Origin of the sequence: Glutamicibacter sp. JL.03c (assembly GCF_025854375.1) — a bacterium.
Classification (GTDB): Bacteria; Actinomycetota; Actinomycetes; order Actinomycetales; family Micrococcaceae; genus Glutamicibacter.
Genome location: NZ_CP107575.1, coordinates 348,889 through 369,002 on the forward strand (window position 1 = coordinate 348,889; position 20,114 = coordinate 369,002).

Annotated in this window: 20 protein-coding genes and 2 riboswitches; of the genes, 12 read left to right on the forward strand and 8 right to left on the reverse strand. The window is 58.2% G+C overall.

Going from position 1 to position 20,114, the window contains the following annotated elements:
• Nucleotides 1-17: 17 nt before the first annotated feature.
• Nucleotides 18-881 (reverse strand): SDR family oxidoreductase, encoded by an 864-nt coding sequence (locus tag OF385_RS01625; RefSeq protein ID WP_264276681.1) that lies wholly within the window; start codon nt 879-881, stop codon nt 18-20.
• Between the two features lie 285 nt (nt 882-1,166).
• Nucleotides 1,167-1,256, forward strand: a riboswitch (SAM riboswitch).
• Between the two features lie 88 nt (nt 1,257-1,344).
• On the opposite strand from OF385_RS01625, the gene OF385_RS01630 reads away from it, so the two are divergent.
• The 8 genes from OF385_RS01630 (at nt 1,345) to OF385_RS01665 (ending at nt 7,808) form a co-directional block, all read left to right on the forward strand.
• A complete protein-coding gene (locus OF385_RS01630; protein ID WP_264276682.1) occupies nt 1,345-2,148 on the forward strand; it encodes a methionine ABC transporter ATP-binding protein in 804 nt (267 codons plus the stop codon).
• A 16-nt stretch (nt 2,149-2,164) separates the two neighbouring features.
• Entirely contained in the window at nt 2,165-2,881 is a 717-nt protein-coding gene (locus OF385_RS01635; RefSeq protein WP_022875398.1) for a methionine ABC transporter permease, read from the forward strand.
• A gap of 43 nt (nt 2,882-2,924) precedes the next feature.
• Nucleotides 2,925-3,797: a MetQ/NlpA family ABC transporter substrate-binding protein gene (locus OF385_RS01640; RefSeq protein ID WP_264276683.1), complete on the forward strand. Its 873-nt coding sequence runs from the start codon at nt 2,925-2,927 to the stop codon at nt 3,795-3,797.
• 92 nt (nt 3,798-3,889) lie between these two features.
• Nucleotides 3,890-5,107 (forward strand): acyl-CoA dehydrogenase family protein, encoded by a 1,218-nt coding sequence (locus tag OF385_RS01645; protein ID WP_264276684.1) that lies wholly within the window; start codon nt 3,890-3,892, stop codon nt 5,105-5,107.
• 2 nt (nt 5,108-5,109) lie between these two features.
• Nucleotides 5,110-6,528, forward strand: a complete 1,419-nt coding sequence (locus tag OF385_RS01650) for an NtaA/DmoA family FMN-dependent monooxygenase (protein WP_264276685.1) — start codon at nt 5,110-5,112, stop codon at nt 6,526-6,528.
• Nucleotides 6,529-6,632: 104 nt separating this feature from the next.
• Nucleotides 6,633-7,049 (forward strand): CoA-binding protein, encoded by a 417-nt coding sequence (locus OF385_RS01655; protein ID WP_264276686.1) that lies wholly within the window; start codon nt 6,633-6,635, stop codon nt 7,047-7,049.
• 11 nt (nt 7,050-7,060) lie between these two features.
• Nucleotides 7,061-7,480 carry an MmcQ/YjbR family DNA-binding protein gene (locus OF385_RS01660; RefSeq protein WP_264276687.1) on the forward strand — a complete coding sequence of 140 codons (420 nt, stop codon included), beginning with the start codon at nt 7,061-7,063 and terminating at the stop codon, nt 7,478-7,480.
• A 4-nt stretch (nt 7,481-7,484) separates the two neighbouring features.
• Entirely contained in the window at nt 7,485-7,808 is a 324-nt protein-coding gene (locus OF385_RS01665; RefSeq protein ID WP_264276688.1) for a putative quinol monooxygenase, read from the forward strand.
• 71 nt (nt 7,809-7,879) lie between these two features.
• Here OF385_RS01665 and OF385_RS01670 read toward each other — a convergent pair whose 3' ends face one another.
• The 3 genes from OF385_RS01670 to OF385_RS01680 all read right to left on the reverse strand — a co-directional run bounded on the left by OF385_RS01670 (nt 7,880) and on the right by OF385_RS01680 (nt 11,161).
• Nucleotides 7,880-9,928, reverse strand: coding sequence for a bifunctional metallophosphatase/5'-nucleotidase (locus OF385_RS01670; RefSeq protein ID WP_264276689.1), 2,049 nt, complete (start codon nt 9,926-9,928; stop codon nt 7,880-7,882).
• Nucleotides 9,929-10,102: 174 nt separating this feature from the next.
• Entirely contained in the window at nt 10,103-10,312 is a 210-nt protein-coding gene (locus OF385_RS01675; RefSeq protein ID WP_264276690.1) for a hypothetical protein, read from the reverse strand.
• Between the two features lie 132 nt (nt 10,313-10,444).
• A complete protein-coding gene (locus OF385_RS01680; RefSeq protein WP_264276691.1) occupies nt 10,445-11,161 on the reverse strand; it encodes an HNH endonuclease family protein in 717 nt (238 codons plus the stop codon).
• 214 nt (nt 11,162-11,375) lie between these two features.
• On the opposite strand from OF385_RS01680, the gene OF385_RS01685 reads away from it, so the two are divergent.
• From OF385_RS01685 to OF385_RS01695, 3 genes are all read left to right on the forward strand, one after another.
• On the forward strand, nt 11,376-11,996 hold the full coding sequence (locus tag OF385_RS01685) for a hypothetical protein (RefSeq protein ID WP_264276692.1): 621 nt from the start codon (nt 11,376-11,378) through the stop codon (nt 11,994-11,996).
• 23 nt (nt 11,997-12,019) lie between these two features.
• Nucleotides 12,020-12,113, forward strand: a riboswitch (TPP riboswitch).
• Between the two features lie 83 nt (nt 12,114-12,196).
• Nucleotides 12,197-12,997, forward strand: coding sequence for a 3-oxoacyl-ACP reductase (locus OF385_RS01690; protein ID WP_264276693.1), 801 nt, complete (start codon nt 12,197-12,199; stop codon nt 12,995-12,997).
• Nucleotides 12,994-14,322: an LLM class flavin-dependent oxidoreductase gene (locus tag OF385_RS01695; RefSeq protein ID WP_264276694.1), complete on the forward strand. Its 1,329-nt coding sequence runs from the start codon at nt 12,994-12,996 to the stop codon at nt 14,320-14,322. Before OF385_RS01690 ends, OF385_RS01695 begins: the two co-directional genes overlap by 4 nt.
• Here the strand turns inward: OF385_RS01695 and fepB are convergent.
• Entirely contained in the window at nt 14,319-15,350 is a 1,032-nt protein-coding gene (gene fepB / locus OF385_RS01700) for a Fe2+-enterobactin ABC transporter substrate-binding protein (protein WP_264276695.1), read from the reverse strand. The genes OF385_RS01695 and fepB overlap by 4 nt on opposite strands.
• An 891-nt stretch (nt 15,351-16,241) precedes the next feature.
• Nucleotides 16,242-17,411 (reverse strand): siderophore-interacting protein, encoded by a 1,170-nt coding sequence (locus tag OF385_RS01705; protein WP_264276696.1) that lies wholly within the window; start codon nt 17,409-17,411, stop codon nt 16,242-16,244.
• 206 nt (nt 17,412-17,617) lie between these two features.
• Between OF385_RS01705 and OF385_RS01710 the strand changes: the two genes are divergently transcribed.
• Nucleotides 17,618-17,965, forward strand: a complete 348-nt coding sequence (locus tag OF385_RS01710; RefSeq protein ID WP_264276697.1) for a zinc ribbon domain-containing protein YjdM — start codon at nt 17,618-17,620, stop codon at nt 17,963-17,965.
• Nucleotides 17,966-18,353: 388 nt separating this feature from the next.
• Here OF385_RS01710 and OF385_RS01715 read toward each other — a convergent pair whose 3' ends face one another.
• Together OF385_RS01715 and OF385_RS01720 are read right to left on the reverse strand one after the other, a co-directional pair.
• Complete coding sequence (locus tag OF385_RS01715; protein WP_264276698.1) at nt 18,354-18,998, reverse strand: NADPH-dependent F420 reductase; 645 nt, start codon at nt 18,996-18,998, stop codon at nt 18,354-18,356.
• Between the two features lie 20 nt (nt 18,999-19,018).
• A complete protein-coding gene (locus tag OF385_RS01720) occupies nt 19,019-20,080 on the reverse strand; it encodes an LLM class flavin-dependent oxidoreductase (RefSeq protein WP_264276699.1) in 1,062 nt (353 codons plus the stop codon).
• Nucleotides 20,081-20,114 lie beyond the last annotated feature (34 nt).

The following is a 20,114-nucleotide window of genomic DNA, read 5'->3' on the forward strand; positions in this document are numbered from 1 at the left end:
GGAAAACTTATGCTCTTCTAGCCTGCGAGAGCGTCTTTGATGGCTTTGCCAAGGGAAGTCGGCGCGCGGCCTATGAGCTTGGCCAGATCCCCGGAAGACACTTCCAAAGCCCCTTCGCGAACTCGCAGGTCCGTATCCACCAGGATGTCAGCGAAAACCTCGGGGACACCGGACTCGGTGTAGATCGCCACCAGCTGCTGAGGGTCGACGTCCTGGTAAGCGACATCTTGCCCTGCGGCCGCACTGACGGCCCCGGCCAGCTGGCTGAGGGTGAAGGGCTTGTCTCCGCCCAATTCGTAGATCTTCCCTGCTTCGTTAGATTCCGAGAGCAGCACAGCAGCTGCAGCCTCCGCGTAGTCCGCACGGGTCGCGGCGCTGATCTTGCCGTCGCCGGCCGCGCCGAGGACAACTCCGCTGTTGAGGTAGCCAAGCAGCTGATCGGTGTAGTTTTCCGTGTACCAGCCGTTGCGCAAGAGGACGTAGCCGATGCCTGAAGCAGCCAGCATATGCTCGGTGGCGATATGTTCCTGCGCAAGCTTCATATTGCCGGTGAGCGCATTGGCGACGGAGGTGTAGGCGATGAGCTTGACGCTGACGCGCTGGGCCGCGGTGATGACGTTCTCATGCTGGACGGCTCGCTGCCCGACTTCGCTGCCTGAAATCAGCAACAGCTTGTCCACGCCCTCCAGCGCGGTGACCAAGGAAGCTTCCGCGTTGTAGTCAGCCACGCGCGTCTGAAGACCCTTGCCTGCCAGCGGTTCAAGCTTCTGCGCAGAACGGCCAATGGCTACCAGCTGTGCTGGGTCGGCCCCGCGTTCGAGCAGCGCGTCGATGACCAGCTGGCCCAGTTGTCCGGTGGCACCGGTGATTGCGATCTTCATGATGTCCTCTCGATTGATCTGCAATCACATACAACCATCGTGGTCACCGCTGAATTCCCCATTCAGCTTTCGCGCGAGATTCAAAGGCGCATCAGTGCAAGCTTCAAGCCATGACGTCATAAAACTAGTAACAAGAGAAATATTTCGGATTATTACGTCGATTATTGCGGGTTTATCGCGTGAGTCGCGCGTAAACGTGACTTGATGACGCAGGTTTACGTAACTTTTGTCGGCCTGAGGCCATGGAGCACAGACTTGAATTGTTCGGGCGGTACAACCGAACACACACCATCCAGAGCGACTGAGAGATCTGGCTCAACGACGTCGCAGCAACCACCCGAGAGGGAGCGGTGCTACAGCCAGGACCGATGGAGTACTTTCACTTCGCGATCCACATATCTGCTCACCGCAGATGGTTTTTCGCTAAGTACGCTCCGCATAACCAAGCATCAAGGGAGCGATCATGATTCGTCTTGAGAACGTAACCACGACCTTCGGCAAAGGCCAAGAGCTATTCACCGCCGTCAAGGATGTCTCACTCGATATCCAGGCCGGCAGCATCCATGGCATTATCGGATTCTCCGGCGCTGGAAAGTCAACACTCCTGCGTAATATCAACCTGCTGCAGCGCCCCAGCTCTGGCCAGGTGTTTGTTGACGGCGTAGAGCTCACCGGGCTCAGCGAAGGCGAGCTGCGCAAGCAGCGCCATGACATAGGAATGATCTTCCAGCACTTTAATCTGCTCAATAACCGCACCGCGCAGCAGAACGTCGAACTGAACCTGAAATTCGCCGGAGTGCCAAAGAAAGAACGACGCGAACGCGCGCTGGAAGCACTGGCCATTGTGGACCTGGCTGACAAGGCCAGCGCCTACCCGGGTCAGCTCTCGGGGGGACAGAAACAGCGCATCTCCATCGCCCGTGCGCTGGTGACCGAGCCCAAGGTCCTGTTGTGCGATGAACCAACCAGCGCCGTGGATCCGCGAACCACCACCTCGGTGCTGCAGTACCTCAGCGACATCAACGCAAGCCTCGGTATTACCACCGTCATCGTCACTCACGAGATGAACGTCATCAAGGCCATCGCCGACAAAGTCTCGGTCATGGAAGACGGCGCGGTGGTTGAAGAATTTGCGCTGAGCTCTCTGCAAGAACCAAGCTTTGAACCGATTACGCCCATTGGCCGCTACCTGATCAGCGATGAAATCACGCTGAATCGGCAGCCTAGGCAGGCGAGCCACCTCGCTGCCAACGTAGCCCGCGTATAGAGAACCTGGATTACCAATGAACTTCACTTCAGTAGTGCTTGCCACGAGCAACGGCTCCGCGGCAGCTTTCAGCTTTGACCGGATTGCCGAATTGGCTCCGGAAATCTGGGTCGCCATGGCACAGACCTTCGCGATGCTGCTGGTGGCCATCCCCATCGCCATCCTCTTGGGAACCCCGCTGGGCATCTGGCTCTATTCAATGTCGCCCAATGGGCTGCGTCCGCGTCCCAAGCTGCACCGGGTAGTTGACGGACTGGTCAATACCATCCGTTCCTTCCCGTTCCTGATCCTGCTGATCGCCATCATTCCGTTTACCCGGTTCGTCGTGGGAACTACCATCGGTACCGCGGCCGTCATCGTGCCCCTGACCATCAACGCCATCCCATACTTCGCACGTTTCGTGGAACAGAACATTAGCCAGCTGGGCAACGGCGTCGTAGAAGCCGCGCAAGCCATGGGTGCGACCCGAGGGCAGATCATCCGCGAGGTGCTGCTGGTCGAAGCAAAACCGGCGTTGCTATCCTCCATCACCATCATGACCGTCAGCTTCATTTCCTACTCGGCGATGGCCGGCCTGGTCGGTGGCGGCGGAATCGGCGACTTCGCCATCCGCTATGGCTACTATCGCTATGAAACCGGGGTAATGCTGCTGGCCATCGTTCTGATGATCCTGCTGGTCCATGCGGTCCAGTTCTTCGGAACCCGGCTCTCGCGTGCCGCTGACAAACGCTAATCCCTGAACCTATTCAACTCGCATTTCATCAAAGGACAACATCATGGCACTATCGCGCCGCACCTTCTTGACCTTCACCGCAGGTTCCGCCGCGGTCCTCGCCTTGACCTCATGCGGCCTGATGGGCGGCCAGGCAGCCGGCTCTGGCGATAAGACCATCAAGGTCATCGTCACCGAATCGGCACCTTCCCAGGAACCAACCAAGATCGCCCAGAAGCTCTTGGCCGAGAAGGGCTGGACCCTTGAAGCCACGTATGTCACCGATATCGTGCAGCCAAACCATGTGGTCTCCAACGGCGAATACGACGCAAACTTCTTCCAGCACGGAGCCTACCTTGAGCAGTTCAAGAAGGACCAGAACGTCGATGTGGAGCCTGCCTTCTACATGTACAGCTCGCCGGCCGGCGTGTACTCCAAGAAGTACGACGACATCAAGGACCTGCCTAATGGCGCGACCATCGCGCTCCCGGTGGACACCGCCAATAACGGCCGTGCGCTGGCCTTGCTGGACAAAGCAGGGCTGCTGACGGTCACCGAGGGCAAGAGCGTCATCCACTTGTCGCAGAACGACATCCTGGAGAACCCCAAGAACTTCAAGTTTGTTGAAGTGGATCAGCAGTCGCTGTCCAAGACGCTCCCGGACGTGGATGCAGGATTCCTCTTCGCCCGCCTTGGCGCGGAAATCGGCCTCACCCCGCAAGACGCTCTGCTCTTCGAGGAGGAAGAAGACGCACTGCCGTACATCAACATCATCGGAGCCAAGCCAGGCTTCACGGACACCGAAAAGGGCAAGGCACTGGAAGAGGCATACCACTCCGACGAGGTGCGCGACTGGTACGCGAACTACCTGGACGGCGCTCTGGGCACCCCATGGGATCGGGATCTGGAAGCAGACTTCGCCACCTGGAACAAGTAGGCCTTTGGCCCCACGACGGTGCATCGCAGCGTCGTGGGGCCGCCACTTTTTGATCTACAACTCACATCATCGATGTTCTGCAGGGAGAACCAATGACGATTATCGCCACGGCAGCAACCGAGTCCCGCTACCAACAGCTGATGGATCGCTTCAGCCCTGTCTTCGCCAAAATTGCCGAAGGCAGCCGCGAGCGAGAACAAAATCGCATCTTGCCCTTCGAGCAGGTGCAGTGGCTCAAGGACGCCGGATTCACCACCCTGCGTGTTCCGGAAAGCCACGGCGGGTCGCCGATCAGCCACGAACACTTGTTCCGCTTGCTGATAGAGCTGGCCGCTGCGGACTCCAATGTCGCCCATCTGCTGCGCAGCCATTTCTCCTTCGTCGAAACCATTTCCCTGCAACCAGCGGACTTCCAGGACCGCTGGTTCCCCAAGGTGCTGCGGGGACAGATCTTTGGCAATGCTGCCACCGAGCGCGGCGGCAATGCCCTGGGCACCACCAATACCAAACTGGTCCAGACGGCCGAAGGCTGGGTGCTGCGCGGTGAAAAGTACTACACCACCGGATCGATTTTCGCGGACTGGGTTGTGGTCATGGCGACCACCGAAGGCGTGGAAGGCCGCCAGTACGCCATCGCTGATCGCCATGCCCAGGGCGTGCAGATCCTGGATGACTGGGACGGCTTCGGCCAGCCACTGACCGGAACCGGCACCGCCATCTTCAACGATGTCGCAGTGGACCCGCAAAACATCATCCAGCGCAAGGTGGCTTCCACTTTGGAGCCGGCGTTCTTCCAGTTGTGCCTGCTCTCAGTGCTCGTTGGCATCGGCAAGGCCGCCCGCAATGAGGCAGCCGGCATCGTGTCCACCAGAACCCGTACCTTCAACACCGGTTCCGGGGCGTTGTTCAAGGATGACCCGCAGATCCAGGAACTGGTCGGACGCCTGGCGTCCAACGTTTTTGCCGCGGAATCCATTGTCGTCACTGCAGCCCGGGAACTGGATGCAGCGCTCGACCCGGAATTGGGGCTTGAACCGGATGCCGCCTATCTCCGCGCGGAATTGGCGGTCCAGCAGGCCCACGTGGCAACACCCAAGCTGATCCTGGATGCCACGAGCGAGCTCTTTGACGTCACCGGTGCTTCCGCGGTGTCCTCCTCCAAATCGCTGGATCGTTTCTGGCGCAATGCGCGCACTGTAGCAACCCACAATCCGGTGGCCTTCAAAGCTCGCTCGGTGGGGGACTACTTCATCAATGGCACGGTACCCACCGGGCTGAACTCCATCGGAGAGGCTAAGGCAGGTAAATAATCATGGCAACTTTCCAAGAACGACCGCGCTTGCTGCTCTCAGCATTCCTGATGAACACCTCCAGCCACATCCTTGGCGGCATGTGGCGCCACCCAGAAGCCCAACAACACCGTTTTAATGAATTGAACTTGTGGGTGGACCTGGCGAAGAAATTGGAGGACGCCAAATTCGATGCGTTGTTCTTCGCCGATGTGGTTGGCCTCTACGGAGATCACGAGGGCGGTTGGGCCTCCCATGTGCGCAAGGGATTGCAGGTTCCGAGCCACGATCCGCTGGTACTGCTTTCCGCGCTGGCCGCCGGGACCAAGGATATCGGTTTGGCGATGACCAGCTCGGTGATCCAGAGCCACCCGTTCCAGTTTGCGCGGCAGATTTCCACCTTGGACCATCTGTCCCAGGGACGCGTTGCGTGGAATATCGTCACCAGCGTGCTGGAAAACGCCCACCGCAATTTTGGCGGCAAGGATCTGGTTGCACACGACGACCGTTACGGCTGGGCCGAAGAATATGTTGAAGCCGCCTACAAGCTGTGGGAAGGTTCGTGGGAAGACGACGCGCTGCTCGCCGATAAGGAATCCGGCCTGTACGCTGACCCGAGCAAGGTCAGCAAGATCAACCACCGTGGCGACTTCTATTCGATCGACGGCCCGCATCTGGCCCTGCCAAGCGCCCAGCGCACGCCGTTTCTTTTCCAGGCCGGTTCCTCGGCCCGTGGTTCGCAATTCGCGGCAACGCATGCCGAAGCGACTTTCCTCTTTGCCCCGCACGCGCAGTATGTGGCGAAGAAGAACGCACAGCTGATCGAGAATCTGGCAGCTGCTGGCCGCAAGCGTGACGATATCAAGGTGTTCGCCGGCTTGTCCTTTGTGGTGGGTTCGACCGAGGCGGAAGCCAAGGCGTTGGAAGCCGAATACGATGAGTACCTGGACCTGGATGCGATTGTCGCGCATATTGGTGGCGGACTCGGGGTGGATCTTGGCGGACTGGATCTGGATACCCTACTGGGAGATATCCAGACTCAGGGAGCCCAGGGAGTGCTGGAAGCGGTCAAGGCGTCGGTGCCGGGCGGCAATCCGACTTTGAAGGATCTGGCCTACTACCGTGCGAAGGCCCAGCAGATTGTTGGCACGCCAGAAAGCATCGTTGATGAGCTCGAACGCTGGCAGGACGCCGGGATTGATGGTCTGAACATCATGAACCACGTGCTTCCGGGGTCCTACGACAACTTCATTGAAGGCGTTCTGCCTGAGCTACGGCGCCGCGGGCTGGCGCAGAGTGAATATGATCAGGGAAGCCTGCGGCAGAAGGTCTTCGGCCGTGGTGATTACCTGCCGGAAAACCATCCTGCGGCTCAGTTCCGCGGTGCTTTTTCCGAGCTGAGCGCGGCCAATACCGAGACGGCAACCCAGCTGCAGAGCTAGGGAAATGATTCAGGCAGGGACGGTGGAGATCAAAGCTCTCCTCCGTCCCTGCCGGGTTTAGATCGTGGCGGCATCTGCAGCTTTTACCGAGTAAGGTGTCGTGCATGGAGAACAGCCATGTCAATGATCCGCAGGTGATCCGACGACTTCTGAGTACACCGGGGCGGTGGGCCGTCGTTGGCCTGACCAACAACCCGTCGCGTGTGGCCCCGTCCATTGCGCGGTTCTTGCGTGATGAGTTATCCATGCAGATCATTCCGGTCTCATTGGACGCCCAGACCGTGATGGGGGAACAAGGCTATGCGCGTTTAGCCGATATCCCCGGTCCCCTCGACGTGGTTGACTGTTTTGTGAATTCATCGAAGGTTGGAGACATCATCGATCAAGCGATCAGCGTTGGGGCGAAAGCCGTTTGGATGCAATTGGGCGTGATCGATCATGAGGCGGCCCAGCGTGCCAAGGATGCGGGGCTGGACGTCGTGATGAATACGTGTCCGAAAATTGAATACCCATTTCGGTAGTCGAGGTGAGAATGAATAATAAAGGGAGCCAAGAACCCCTCGAACAGCAGTGGGCGCAGTTGTGCCTGAGCATGCCCTGCGCCTTCGTCGATTATCCATTTGGACCGGAAAGCACGGTTTTCAAGGTCTTCGGCAGGGATAGGGACAAGGCCAAGATGTTTGGCCTATTAATGAATGTGCGCGGAGAGCTGGTGCTGAATCTTAAATGCGAGCCTGCCCTCGCTGATCAGCAGCGCAGCGAGCATCCGGAAATCACTCCTGGCTATCACATGAACAAGAAGCACTGGAATTCCATCCGCGCAGGGTTGGACCCGGAATTGCTGCTGGAACTGATTGAAGATTCCTATGATCTTGTGGTCGATGGCATGCCACGGCGGGATAAAGAATACATCCGATTGCAAAGCACCATCAGCCAATCAGCCCTAGACTAGAACCATGTACTTCATCGTTGTTAAATATCAGGTAAAGCCAGAAATCACCGAGAACTTCATGGACCACGTTGCAGAGTTCACCAAGGCCACCCGCGCCGAAGAAGGTAACCTCTGGTTCGACTGGTCCGTGAGCGTGGAGGACCCCAACGAGTTCGTACTTGTTGAAGCCTTCCGTGATGACGAGGCAGCTTCTGCCCACGTTAACTCCGAACACTTCGCAGCAGGCTTGGAATCCATGCGCCCGCTGCTGGTCTCCACTCCCAAGATCGTTTCGCGCAAGGTCGAAGGCGAAGGCTGGGACAGCATGGGCGAATTGGTCATCGACTAGTTCCCACTACGTACAAGGGGCATCACCACGATATTCCGTGGTGATGCCCCTTGTTATATGCCCTGTTGTTCTTAGCGGCCGGCTTTGCTTCCGAAGCGGCGAATCAGGAGCAAGACGATACCAGCCAGGACTATGACACCTGCGGCAATGCCGATCCAGCTGGCGCTGAAACCGGTGTCTGCTAGGTCTTCGTTATCCTGCTGGTTTGAATCATCCGAGGAATCTTCGGTTGGCTCCGCTGAGGAGCTTGAAGACTGGGTAGGCTCTGCCGAGCTGCTCTCATCCGAGCTTGGGTCCTCGCTGGCCGACTCGGAAGGTGAAGCAGATGGCGATTCGTCCGGGGTTTGACTTGGCGATTCCGTTGGAGTCTCACTTGGCGATTCCGACGGTGCTTCAGGATCGATAGCTGCTGCGCGCCCCAGCGGTGCTGGCTCGACCACGTCATGGGCCTTGAAGTAGTTCACAGTGGCATCGAGATCGATCTGGCCTGAATCGGCGTGGTTGGCGCCTTCAGCGAAGGCGGTGAAATTATCGCCACCGGTAGCCAAGAACGCATTGGCGGCGACGCGGAAGGTAGCCGACTCGTCCAATGGTTCGTCATTGAAGGTGATCTCCTGGATGTGCTCACCCGCTGCCGCGTCTTCGATGTAGGTGTAGGACAGGCCATCCGAAATGCCCAGGTGCAGCTTGCTGCGCTCGGAACCCTCCGGCTGCCACTGCTGTTCCAGTGCCTCGCGGATTTGCGCTCCGGTGAGGTCGAAGGTGATCAGCGTGTTGGCAAACGGCTGGACCTCGGCCGCCGCCTTATAGGTCACCGTGCCGTCTTCTCCATATAGCAGGTCTGAGCGAAGGCCGCCAGGATTCATGAAGGCAATCTGGGCTGGCTCACCGGCAAAATCGTCGTTGGACGTAGCCCACAGGTGGATATCAGCTACCGTGTTGCCCAACGTTGATTCGACGCCGCGGTCCGCACCGGGAACGTCGCCACCGCGCAAGATATCTTCAGAGATCTTGCCAACCTCAACGCTGCCAACAACTTCAGCTTCTGCTTCGGCCTCTTCGACAATCTTTGCAACGGTTGGGCTGGCTTCGTAGTTGGCGGTCCATTCGCCGTCGGCCGACTCGGTGGCCAGTGGCAAGCGGGTGCTGGAAGCGTTCAGGACTTCACCGGTGGTTGGATCAACATTGAGGCTGACCTTGCCCAGGGTCGTTCCATACTGGTGCGACTGGATGATCGGGCGTTCGCCGTCAGGACCAGCGATCGAGCAGTCGTAGGAAGAATGCGTGTGGCCTGAGAAGATCGCGTCGATATCGCCGCTGGCATTGCGGACCAGATCCCCGTAGGAAGTGGTTTCTCCGGCGATGGCAGAGCAGTCGGCGCTGGCCGAGCCATTGTGGGTCAGCAGGACGATCACGTCGGCTTCGCCATTTGCGTCGTCGCCGTCGCTAAGCTCCTTGGCTACACGGTTAGCTGCTTCGACTTCGCTGCCGAAGTCCAGTCCGGAGATGCCGCTGGGGGAGACCAGCGATGGGACATCTTCGGTGACGGTGCCGATGAAGCCAACAGACAGTCCACCGACTTCACGGATTGCGTATTCTTTGAGCGCAGGAGTCTTGGTGCCGGCCTTATAGACGTTGGCACCCAGTGCGTAGTCCTCGCCGGACTGGCCGGTGGCTGCCGCGTAGCGGTCGGTGACGCGCGTGGTCAGGTCCTCGAAGCCCTTGTCGAACTCGTGGTTGCCTACGACGGAAACATCCAGTCCGGCGGCGCCGAGCGCATCGATCGTTGGAGTGTCCTCCTGGGACGCGGAAGCGAAGGTCGACGCTCCGATATTGTCGCCTGCCGAGAGGAAAAGCGTGTTCTGGTTCTCTGCACGCAATTGATCAACGGCCCCTGCGAGGACTGCTGCGCCGGCGGAATCCCTATCGGCAGCAATCCGGCCGTGGAAGTCATTGATGCCAACCAGGTCCAGGGTCACAGCATCTGCTGCCGCAGGGGAGGCACTGGTGGTTGATTCCTCGGTGGACGTTGCCTGGGCCATGGCGGTTCCGGTGGCTACCAGCGAGAGGGTAGCCAGGGAGGCAAGACTGAGCTTTCTCATCTGCCTGAATGCAGACATGGGTACTCCTAAAAGTGACGAGTGTGACAAGACTTATGTCTATCGCATCTAGGTGAACCTGTCGATGCCTGGAGGTTAAATTGCTGTTTCAGGGCAACGAAAACTAGCGGTTAAATAGTCGAAGCAACGCACCAGCCTGCAGTTGATGCGTTGCTTTGAAATATCGTCAGGAGGCTAGCGCTGTCGGTTCTGGCGTGTTTTGGCGGCGGTGACCGATGAGGCGCCAACGATAGCTCCGAGCATGAGCATGGCTGCTGGAATGAAGAAAATCGTGGACAGTACCCAGCAGGCCATGGCGGTATCCCGATGAGCTGTGTTCAGGGCAAAGCCGAAGAGGCAAACGCTGGTAAACAACAGGAGAGCTCCCGACAACCGTGTCTTCATCACTAAGCCTTTGCAGCTGAGAATTTTGCCAGCAGTCAGTGAACATAATGGCTATTGGCTTGACTAATATCCATAGTGCCACAAATCTATCAATTTGACGATAAGCCTTAAGGAGGATCTTTTGCTGCGACATTATGCTGGCTTCACGCAGTTTTTCAGGATTCGCTCGATGGCATCGTGCTCACCCTTGGTCATCCAAGCCCCGTACTTCGCTTTGACCTGGGTCTGGCGGGAGACATATTCGCAACGGAAACGCTTGTTGGGCGGAAGCCACGAAGCGGCATCTTTGTCGCCCTTTGCCGCGTTGGTCGGACCGTCCGAGGCCATGAGATTCAGCGGGTCATTGGCGAACTTGAACCGGGCGTTTTCTTCCCAGCGCTGCGCTCCCTTTTGCCATGCATCCGAAAGGGCGACGACGTGGTCAATCTGGACCGCGGTGCTGGTGCCCTGGCCACGAACGAAGTTGATGGTGGTATTCGTGTAGGGGTCGTGGAAGGTTCCGCTGAGTACCACGCAGGGCCTGGAAGCGGATTTGTATTTCACGTCTTCCAAGTCGCGAGCCAGGATGTCATTGCGCGCATCGCAGCCATTGTGGTCTGGGTCTTTCCAGCCCTTGCTGAATTTTTCGCGTTCATACCCGGTCTTCGGCGCGCGGCCCTTGATATCGATCTTCGCGAGCAGCTCAAGCGACTCGGAGTAGCTTGCGCGTTGCGTTGCGCTGTCCCAGGTGGTGTCAGCCTGCGCGTCGGGAACGCGGTGCTGCTCGATGGAATCGAGGGTGGAGCATCCCGTGAGGACGAGGGATGAGGCGATGAGTGCAAATGAGAGGGTGCGACGCAGCAGGCGCATGCGGTGGTACGGCTCCTAGGAAGTGGAAGAGGGTCAAGGGGCCATGCCCCTAGAAAACTATATGAGCAGGGGTGGACCGATTAGCTGCACCTGACACGTGTTTGAGTGTGAGATCGGTGTGAATTCGATTCATCCAGCATTTCAAGCTTGTATAACGATACCGTTTCTATGATTTGACGTGCGTTGTTTAATTCAGGTTCCTAACATAAGGTCAATGATAAAGTTCATCCTCAGCCATATTGGAGTGCCTGTGAAGCGGAAACTGCCGCTGGTCCTAGTTCTGATTTTTGGGCTGTGCTCGTGCACCACCCCGGTTTCTCAATTGAAACTTCCAAAAGAATCAACTTCGGACACTAGGGCAGGGGGCGTTGGGGAAGAAACATCAGGGGAAGCGGAGTACGGTTCTGATGACATCACCGATCTCTTCCCGCCGATGATCGGCTTTGGCGCCGTGATCATGAACCATGATGGTCTGACTGGATCACGTGAAGAACTAGAATCCGATTTTCTTGAAAAGAATGGGTTCAGCTCGGGAGCAGGTTCAGCAAATACTTACTCCGCTAATGAAGAAGGGGAAGCTCTGGGCGATCATTTGACCGTCGAGACCACGGCTGGACAGAAAAATCTGGTACAGTTCGCGTGCCAGGGGGTCGGCGCCGTTCGACTTGTTGCGCAAAAGGATGGACAAGTGGTTGCCGAGAAGTCACTACGGTGCTCGATTCCGGCAAATGAAATAAGCATGGAGTTCGTCGTTCCACAGGGCGGGGAAGCTTGGATTGTCCAAGAACCTACCCCCGAAACTCGCGGGATCTATGAAGTAATGTTCTACGGCTAGGACTTGGATGTGCTACAAATGGGAGCAGTGACACGGGGTGCCGCAGGGCGGCTGAGAGAAAACCCGTTGAACCTGATCCAGTTAGTACTGGCGAAGGGAATGTCCTAGATTCAGCGCATGTGTGCACCCTGTAGGTTGAACCGTTCGCGTCCTTGGCCAGGTTCCGTTCGCCCAAGACGCCGTCAAGGAGTTCAAGCACGATGAGCACGGATACCCGAACGTCAGCACACACAGTTGCCCTTCCACTCGAAGATCAGGTCATTCTGGTCACCGGCGGGGCGCGAGGACTTGGCGCATCCATCAGCAGGGCGTTCCTCGAAGCGGGCGCGAAAGTCGCAATTAATTACCGCTCTTCGGCACAGGCTGCTGAAGAGCTCGTCGCGCTCTACCCGGACACCGCCGTTGCCATCCGCGCCGACGTTCGCGACCAAGACGCACTGCAATCGATGACGGCCCAGATCAGAAACCACTTCGGGCGTCCGGTCTCGACGCTGGTGAACAACGCCTTGGTGGATTTCTCTTTCAACGGCGACGCGCGTTCAAGGGCGGAAGCGATTTCAGCGGCAGAACTGAGCGCCCAGTTTGCCGGATCGGTGCTAGCCCCTGTTGCAGCTATCCAAGCAGTACTTCCGGGGATGCGTGAAGCCTGTTTTGGACGCATCATCAACATCGGCACCAATCTGTTCCAGCACCCCGTGGTGCCGTACCATGACTACACCGCCACCAAGGCTGCCCTCTTGTCCTTGACCCGTACCTTCGCCGATGATCTCGGCCCCGAAGGGATCAACGTCAACATGGTCTCCGGCGGACTTTTGCGCACCACGGACGCCTCCGCTGCGACGCCCGAGGCAGTATTCGACCTGATCGCCGCTGGAACACCATTGCGGCGGGTCACTTCGCCTGAAGAACTGGCTGATGCCGTGCTGTTCTTCGCCTCGCCGCATTCTCGCGGAGTGACCGGCCAAAACCTCATCGTTGACGGCGGGCTGGTGAAAGGATGAGCCAGAAGAAACAAGTGCACCTGAACTTGTTCCTTTATGGCGCCGGCCATCACCAAGCAGCCTGGCGGGCCGTGGACTCGGCCGCCGAGCAGCTTTCGGAAACGCAGTACTACATCCAGCTGGCGCAACTGGCCGAAAAGGGACTGCTCGATGCGGTGTTCTTCGCCGATGGGCAAGCGGTGTCATCCAGTGCCGCGCAGGCTGGCCCCACCTGGTTCTTCGAACCGGTGACACTGCTATCTGCCATCAGCCAATGCACCACGAACATCGGACTGGTGTGCACCATCTCCGCCAGCTTCTACTCGCCGTTCCATGCTGCTCGCATGCTAGGCAGCTTGCAGCATCTCTCGCAGGGGCGTGCCGGCATCAACGTGGTGACCAGCATGTGGGACACTGAAGCGCAGAACCACTCGCTCGGCGAACTGCCCGCGCACGCGCAACGATATGCCAGGGCCGGTGAATTCATTGATGTTCTGCACAAGCTCTGGGGTTCCTACCCCCAGCAAGCGGTCCGGATTGACAGGGAGGGGAACTTCACCGATGCATCCCTGCTCCAGGAAATCAATCACGAAGGGGAGCACTTTGCGGTGCGGGGTCCGTTGAATATGCCCAACTCCCAATATGGCGAACCGGTCCTCTTCCAAGCAGGATCCTCGCCCGCCGGACGTGAACTAGCCGCCGCCCATGCCGAAGCGATCTACTCGGTAGCGGCCGACCGCGGCATGGCAGCCGAATTCGCCCGCGATATTTCGCGCCGCACCAAGGACCTGCGAGGAACGGAGAACCGAGCCCTGATCATGCCGGGATTGGTTACCTACGTGGGGCGCACGCTGGAAGAAGCCCAAGCTAAACAGCGCACGCTCAACGAGTTGCTGCCCACCGAGGATGCACTGCGCCAACTGGGTGTATTTTTGCAGCAGGACACCAGCTCATGGCCATTGGACCAGCCCGTTCCGAAGCTGCCGCCCCTGGAAGAGTTCACCGGACCGGCGGGTAGGTACACCACCATTTTGCGCCTCATAGAGCTGCATCAGCCGACGGTCCGTGAACTGCTTGGCCTGCTGGCCGCTGGCGGCGGGCACTGCACGATGGTGGGAACACCGGAAATGATTGCGGATGAGATAGAGCGCTGGCTCGATGAAGGCGCCGCGGATGGGTTCAACTTGATGCCTCCGTCGCTGCCGGGTGCGTTAGAGGACTTTGTCGAGCTGGTCATTCCGGAGCTGCAGCGACGCGGCAGATTCCGTACCAGCTACGAGTCAGCGACCCTGCGCGGAAATCTTGGGTTGGGTGTCCCGCAAACAGCGATACTTGAGTGCAGCTAATCCTGGGTTTGAGTTTCGGGCTTCAGCCCGGGGTAATCACTGTCGAAGTAATCCAGGATTTCCTGTGCCGAATAGAAATCCATGAGGAATGATTCTTGAAGGGCAAAGACGTTTCCCTGGCGGATGGAAGGTATATGCGCCAGGGTTTCATCGGAGGAGAACTGCTGCAAGATTTCCGGGTCGGAGGATAGCAGGAACGTTGCATCTCCGGAAAGCGACTTCGCTAGACCGTCATAACTGGTGAAGGAGAAATCCTCGCGTTCCTGAGTGGAAGTATCAAATTCTTCCGGAGGATCCACCACGGTGAAACCGAGTGCCTCGAATAGCTGCGCATGAGGACCGGTGCTCTGCGCCACCGGAGAGATATTTCCCTGATGATAGGAAAGAATCGACGCGGTGGTGCCAGATGGGATCGCTAACGATTCCTTGAGGCTGGCAAAACGTTGCTTGATGATCTCGTTATTTCGGGTTGATGCGGCCTCGGTCCCGGTAGCTTTGGCCAGGTCTGCACTCAACGAGGTCCATTGCTCTTCGGTGTAATCAACCAGAAGTGTTGGAGCGATGTCCCGTAGCTGGTCCAAGTGCTCCAATTCGGAATCCGCTCCTGAAGCGGAGACCAGGATCAAATCAGGCTTGCGGTCCCGAATGGCTTCAAGATCGAAACTCCCGATTTCATAGAGTGCGTCGACCGAGTGCTTTGAAGCGACGTCCGCCCACTGGCTCAGGAATCCGTGCTTGTCTGTGGCTGGGCTCTGCGGGGCAACCGCGGTGCCAACTACCGGTGCATCGAGGGATAGCAAAGTGCCGGTCACTGATACCGAGGTCGAGACAATGCGTTCGGGCTTGGACGGAATCTTGATGAGGTCCCCTGTTTCGTCGGTGACCATTCGCGGCCAGCCGTCGGCTTCAACAGTGGCGGTGCTGGCTTCGCGGGCTTCAGGATTTGGCGCAGAGGTACAAGCGCCCAAAGAAAGCGCGAGAAAGCAGGTTAGGATGAGGCCAGCGGCCTTGGGCAAAATTGAATGCACTGACGCTACTCCCTGACCTTGGCTTGTTGCATGGTGTCGATCAAGAACCCGACAACGAGTTCCATAGTCCACCACGGTATTGGATGATCTTGTGGACCTTCGGTCTTCAGAGACTATGAAATCCTTCATTGATCAGTCTATATTCTGCTGGGGTGGGTGCTGGTTGCGTGCTGAAGATCATTTTCCACACTAAGACGCCGTCGTTCGATAGGCGGCCTCTCCTTCCAAGGGCGACTGATTGATTCTGACAAGATCCTGGCTTAATTCCTATCCTTCGCCCACTGACGGCATTTGGTCCAGGCCTGGGTATTCCGCATAACCAATCTGTGCACCGTGCGGGTATGACGCCTGGGCAAATTACGTTGCATTGAAAGCGCAACGAGCGAATCGCTGGCGCTTTGCGAAAGGAATATAGGGAGCCACTTGGGCGCTGGCGCGGAATTCTGCTCAAGCAATTCGCTCAGCCCGTGGCCGAGAGCTTTCGCAGCGACCCTGAAAAAAATGGTGCTGGGGAAAGAAGTAGCGCCAGAACCGGCAAGCTTGCTGATTTGGCCAAGGTTAAGGCAACGGCACTGAGAATCAGCAAGAAACCGGCGACAAAGACCGGCACGCGGCGTGATGCGTTGTCCTGCATCTCAAGGAATCGAAGGAGCCCCATAAGCAACAGGCCAGCCGAAAGAAGCCAGATGATCTATTGAATGGCGCTCGCCGAATTGAGCAGGAGCAATAATCCCTTGGATTACAGCAGCACACCTGGGAATAGACGAGCCGCAGAGCTGAAGAACCTGGATCCAGCCATCGAGGACCCTGCAAGGAGTAGTGGAGGATAGTCATCCTGGAATATCGCCTTTTGACCTGAGCATGGATCACGGTCACTGATGGGTTTGGATGTTATCGGCGCAACCTGCCTTCGCGCAGGGTCCAGTACGAAGAAATGTTCGAGGAGTGCTTGTTCAGGTGCCAATACTCGGTAATCCGGCTAATGGCTTTGATAGTGGATCGTTCGGCATGGGCAATGACGCCAACTTGTCCGGCTGGCAGAGCCAGAGACTGGAAGGACGAGGGGAGCACGCTGCTTTTGCCCGCGGGCATTGAATCTCGTGAAAGCCATCGTAAAACAACGCCTTCTGGATGTTTCACGTCAAACATTGCATCGTTATCGGCCACTTCAAAGAGCGCGGTCCCTTCGGCGTTGGCCGGAAGTGCTTCTAGGGCTTTGGCGATTGCAGGCAAGCCGGCCTCGTCCGCGGCAAGTACATAGTAGCTGGCGTTCAGCGTTAGAGAGGCTTTGCTGCGAGCAGGGGAGATGACCAGTGGGTCGCCGGGTTGAGCCAATCCGGCCCAGTGGCCAACGGTTCCTGGCTCGCCGTGCACCACGAAATCTATCGCCAATTCATTGAGCACCGGGTCGACCCAACGGATGGTGTAGGACTTGGATCGAGGCACTTGTTCGCGCGGCAAGCGATGTCGCAGGGATCGCACGTCGTAGGGGGGAACGAGGCCCAGCGCGGGGTCGGCGACGAACACTTTGACATACTCGTCAAGTGCGGAATTGGAACGGTACCCAGCGAGGCCTGGCGCGCTGGCAATGAGCCGCACCATCTGATTGTTGAGCCGTTCCACACGAGTGATTGTCAAAACATGCTGGTCCGCTCTGGTCTGGGGCGTATCCAGCAATCCCAGAGGTGGCGAGTATCTGGTCAGGGGTTCTTCGTAAGTGTTCGCCAGTGGTTCCGGGGGTGTGGTTCCTTCGGTGCCGGAATCTGCGGGCCGATGGTGATGGCTGAAGGACGTGCGAAGTGCCTTGTCCAGAACCTTGCGTGCCGCGGCCAATGCGGCTGCCGATCCGGCGCGCTGCGCTGCGGCAAGCAGTTCATCGGTTTCCTGCTCATTGAGGAACTGGTTGGAGGAGATGCTGCGGTATAGCTCTTCTTTGGCCACCGCGTATCCGGCTTTAGCCCCGGCTTTCTCTGCCATGGATAGAACTTCCAAGGTCAGACCCTCTTTGGGTGAGATGGAAAACTGCGCTCCGTAGCCGCGGTGCTTGTGGTGCTTAGACATGATGTGCCCCTTAGCTTCACTGTCGCGAGAATCAGCTCGTATGCCTGAGTATGAGTCAAAGACGGTGGGCAAAACAAGTGGTTTTAAAGCTGTGTATTCGGTTCGAGGGAGCTGGCCGGAGCGCCGAGAATTGCCATCTCTGACAAGGATTATTCGATATTCGATTCATTCGACAATAGCAGTTTGAAGTAACTAAAATTAGCCGCATGTCTGATTCTTTGCCACCGTGCCCTAAGTGCTCCGGCGAGTACACCTACGAACTTGACGCATTGCTGGTCTGCTCAGAATGCGCTCACGAATGGAACGCGGAAACCGAGGAATCCGAGCCAACTGAAACCGTCATCAAGGACGCAGTGGGCAACATCCTGCAGGACGGCGATACCGTCAGCATTACCAAGACCATGAAGGTCAAAGGCGCCCAGAGCGCGTTGAAGGCCGGCACCAAGGTGCGCAATATCCGGTTGGCTCCTGGCTCTGGAGATCATGACATCGCAGCCAAGGTTGATGGCTTTGGCCAGATGGAACTGAAGTCCTCCATCGTCAAGAAGATCTAGGGTCGTGTTTGCTGGTTGATGGCAGTCCGTTCTCCTTTCGGAGGCGGGCTGCTTCGGTCTTTAAAGGGCGCTTCCTGACCTGGCAGTGCCCCTCAAGCATTGACCCGCGCTTCTGTGGGATGCCTGGCTCAAGCCATCGTCACTGGGCGCGGTGAGGGAGGCAACGTGGCGGCCGCCGTTGAGCATTCTGCGCAAATGCCTTGCGGGGCCTGTACCAGAAGTGCCGGTCTCCGAAGCAAAGACCTGAGTCTCGACGTCGACCAGAGCGGTGCGAGGAGACTGGATTTCACCGCTTCGGCCACCTCGTGAAGCACCGAGAGCATTGGAATGCACGGATGCGTGCCAAATCTGTCCCATGCCCTCCAGCTTGGACGTGGTGCATTGCCAGCTAGACCGAAGAAGTGGCCAAGCTGATCAGTTCGGACAGCTGGGCCCTGGGCTGGTTGGCCCCAAACGCCGGCCGGCCCGGCTGCAGGCGAACGCCTTCAGCCAAGGGCCCGATGCGGAGCGGATCGAAGCCGAAGCCGGTTACCAGCTGGGCCACCTCATCGACATCCGCAGCGCCATTTCCGGCAATGGCAATGGCCTTGCGTTCGCTGCCTTCCGGCCGGGCTTCATCCTCAAGGTCGTGGTACCCCATGTGGTTGAAAGCCTTGACCACGCGCGCGCCGGCGAGGAAGTCCTGGATCAATTCGCTGGTGGAGACCTCCGGGCCGTTCAGATCATCTCGGATGCCATCGGTTTCCCACCAATAATTCATCGCATCGACCACCAGCTTGCCCGACAGCTGCTGGACAGGGATAGTCCGGTACTTGCCCAGCGGCAGGGCCAGGATGACCACATCAGCTTCACTGGCAGCGGTCGCCGCATCAACAGCCACCGCTCCCGGGGCCAGAACCTCGATGGTCAAGGCGATCGCGCTGGGGTCCCTGGATCCGGCGATAAGCACCTCGTGGCCCGCCTTTAGAGCCAGACGTGCCAATGCGGTGCCGATCTTCCCGGCGCCAAGGATGCCAATTTTTTGTTGTGCCATGTTCATTTCCTCGCAGGTGCTTATCGTCCAGCAGGGACCGGTTGCTCGGCGAGCATTTCCCGGACTAGCGGGATGACCTTGTTGCCGTAGAGCTCCACGGCGTGAAGCCGCGCACCGGCTTCTACGGCACCGCCGGAGTAGATCAAATCGAAGCGGCCGATATCCAGCGTCTTCACGGTGTGGGCGATCTTGCGGGCCACGGTTTCGGGGGATCCGATGTAGAGCGAGCCTTCGCTGGCTTCGTGCTCAAATTCGGAGCGGCTCATCGGAGGCCAGCCGCGCGTGGCGCCGATTCTGTCGCGCTGTGCCTTGTAGGCGTCAAACATGTATTCACGGGCCAGTTCATCGGTGTCAGCCACGAAGCCGGGGGAATGCAAGCCCACCGGTGTGCTCTGGTGCCCGAACTGTTTATTGGCCCGGCGGTAGAGGTCCACGTAGGGTGCAAAACGTTCCGGGGATCCGCCGATGACGGCCAGCATCATGCGGAAACCGTAATGCGCTGCGCGGATCACTGATTGCGGGGAACCGCCTACGCCGACCCAGGTGCGCAGTCGCCCGGATTCGGTCTTGGGGAAGACGTCCATATCCGTGAGCGGTGCACGCTTGGTGCCTTGCCAGGTTACCGGCTTCTCATCGAGCAGCTTGTGGAACAGGTCGATTTTCTCCTCAAAGAGGACTTCGTAGTCGGCCATGTCGTAGCCGAACAGCGGAAAGGATTCGGTGAAGGAGCCGCGCCCCAGCATGACTTCGGCGCGTCCGTTGGATAGTGCATCCACCGTAGCGAAGCGCTGGAATACGCGTACCGGATCATCGGATGACAGAACGGTCACGCCGGAGCCAAGGCGAATATTTTCGGTTGCGGTGGCGATGCCGGCCAGCACCGTCTCCGGGCTGGAAATAGCGTATTCCGGGCGATGGTGCTCACCGACGGCAATAACATCCACGCCTGCCTGATCGGCAACGATGGCCTCCTGCACCGTGGCACGGATGGCCTGCGCCTGGGTCAGCAGCTGGCCGGATTCAGCACTGGGCACATCTCCGAAAGTGTCGATGCCGAATTCGATATTCTCGATGGCTTCCATGGCCGCTCCCTTTTCAAAAATAAGTTGATACATC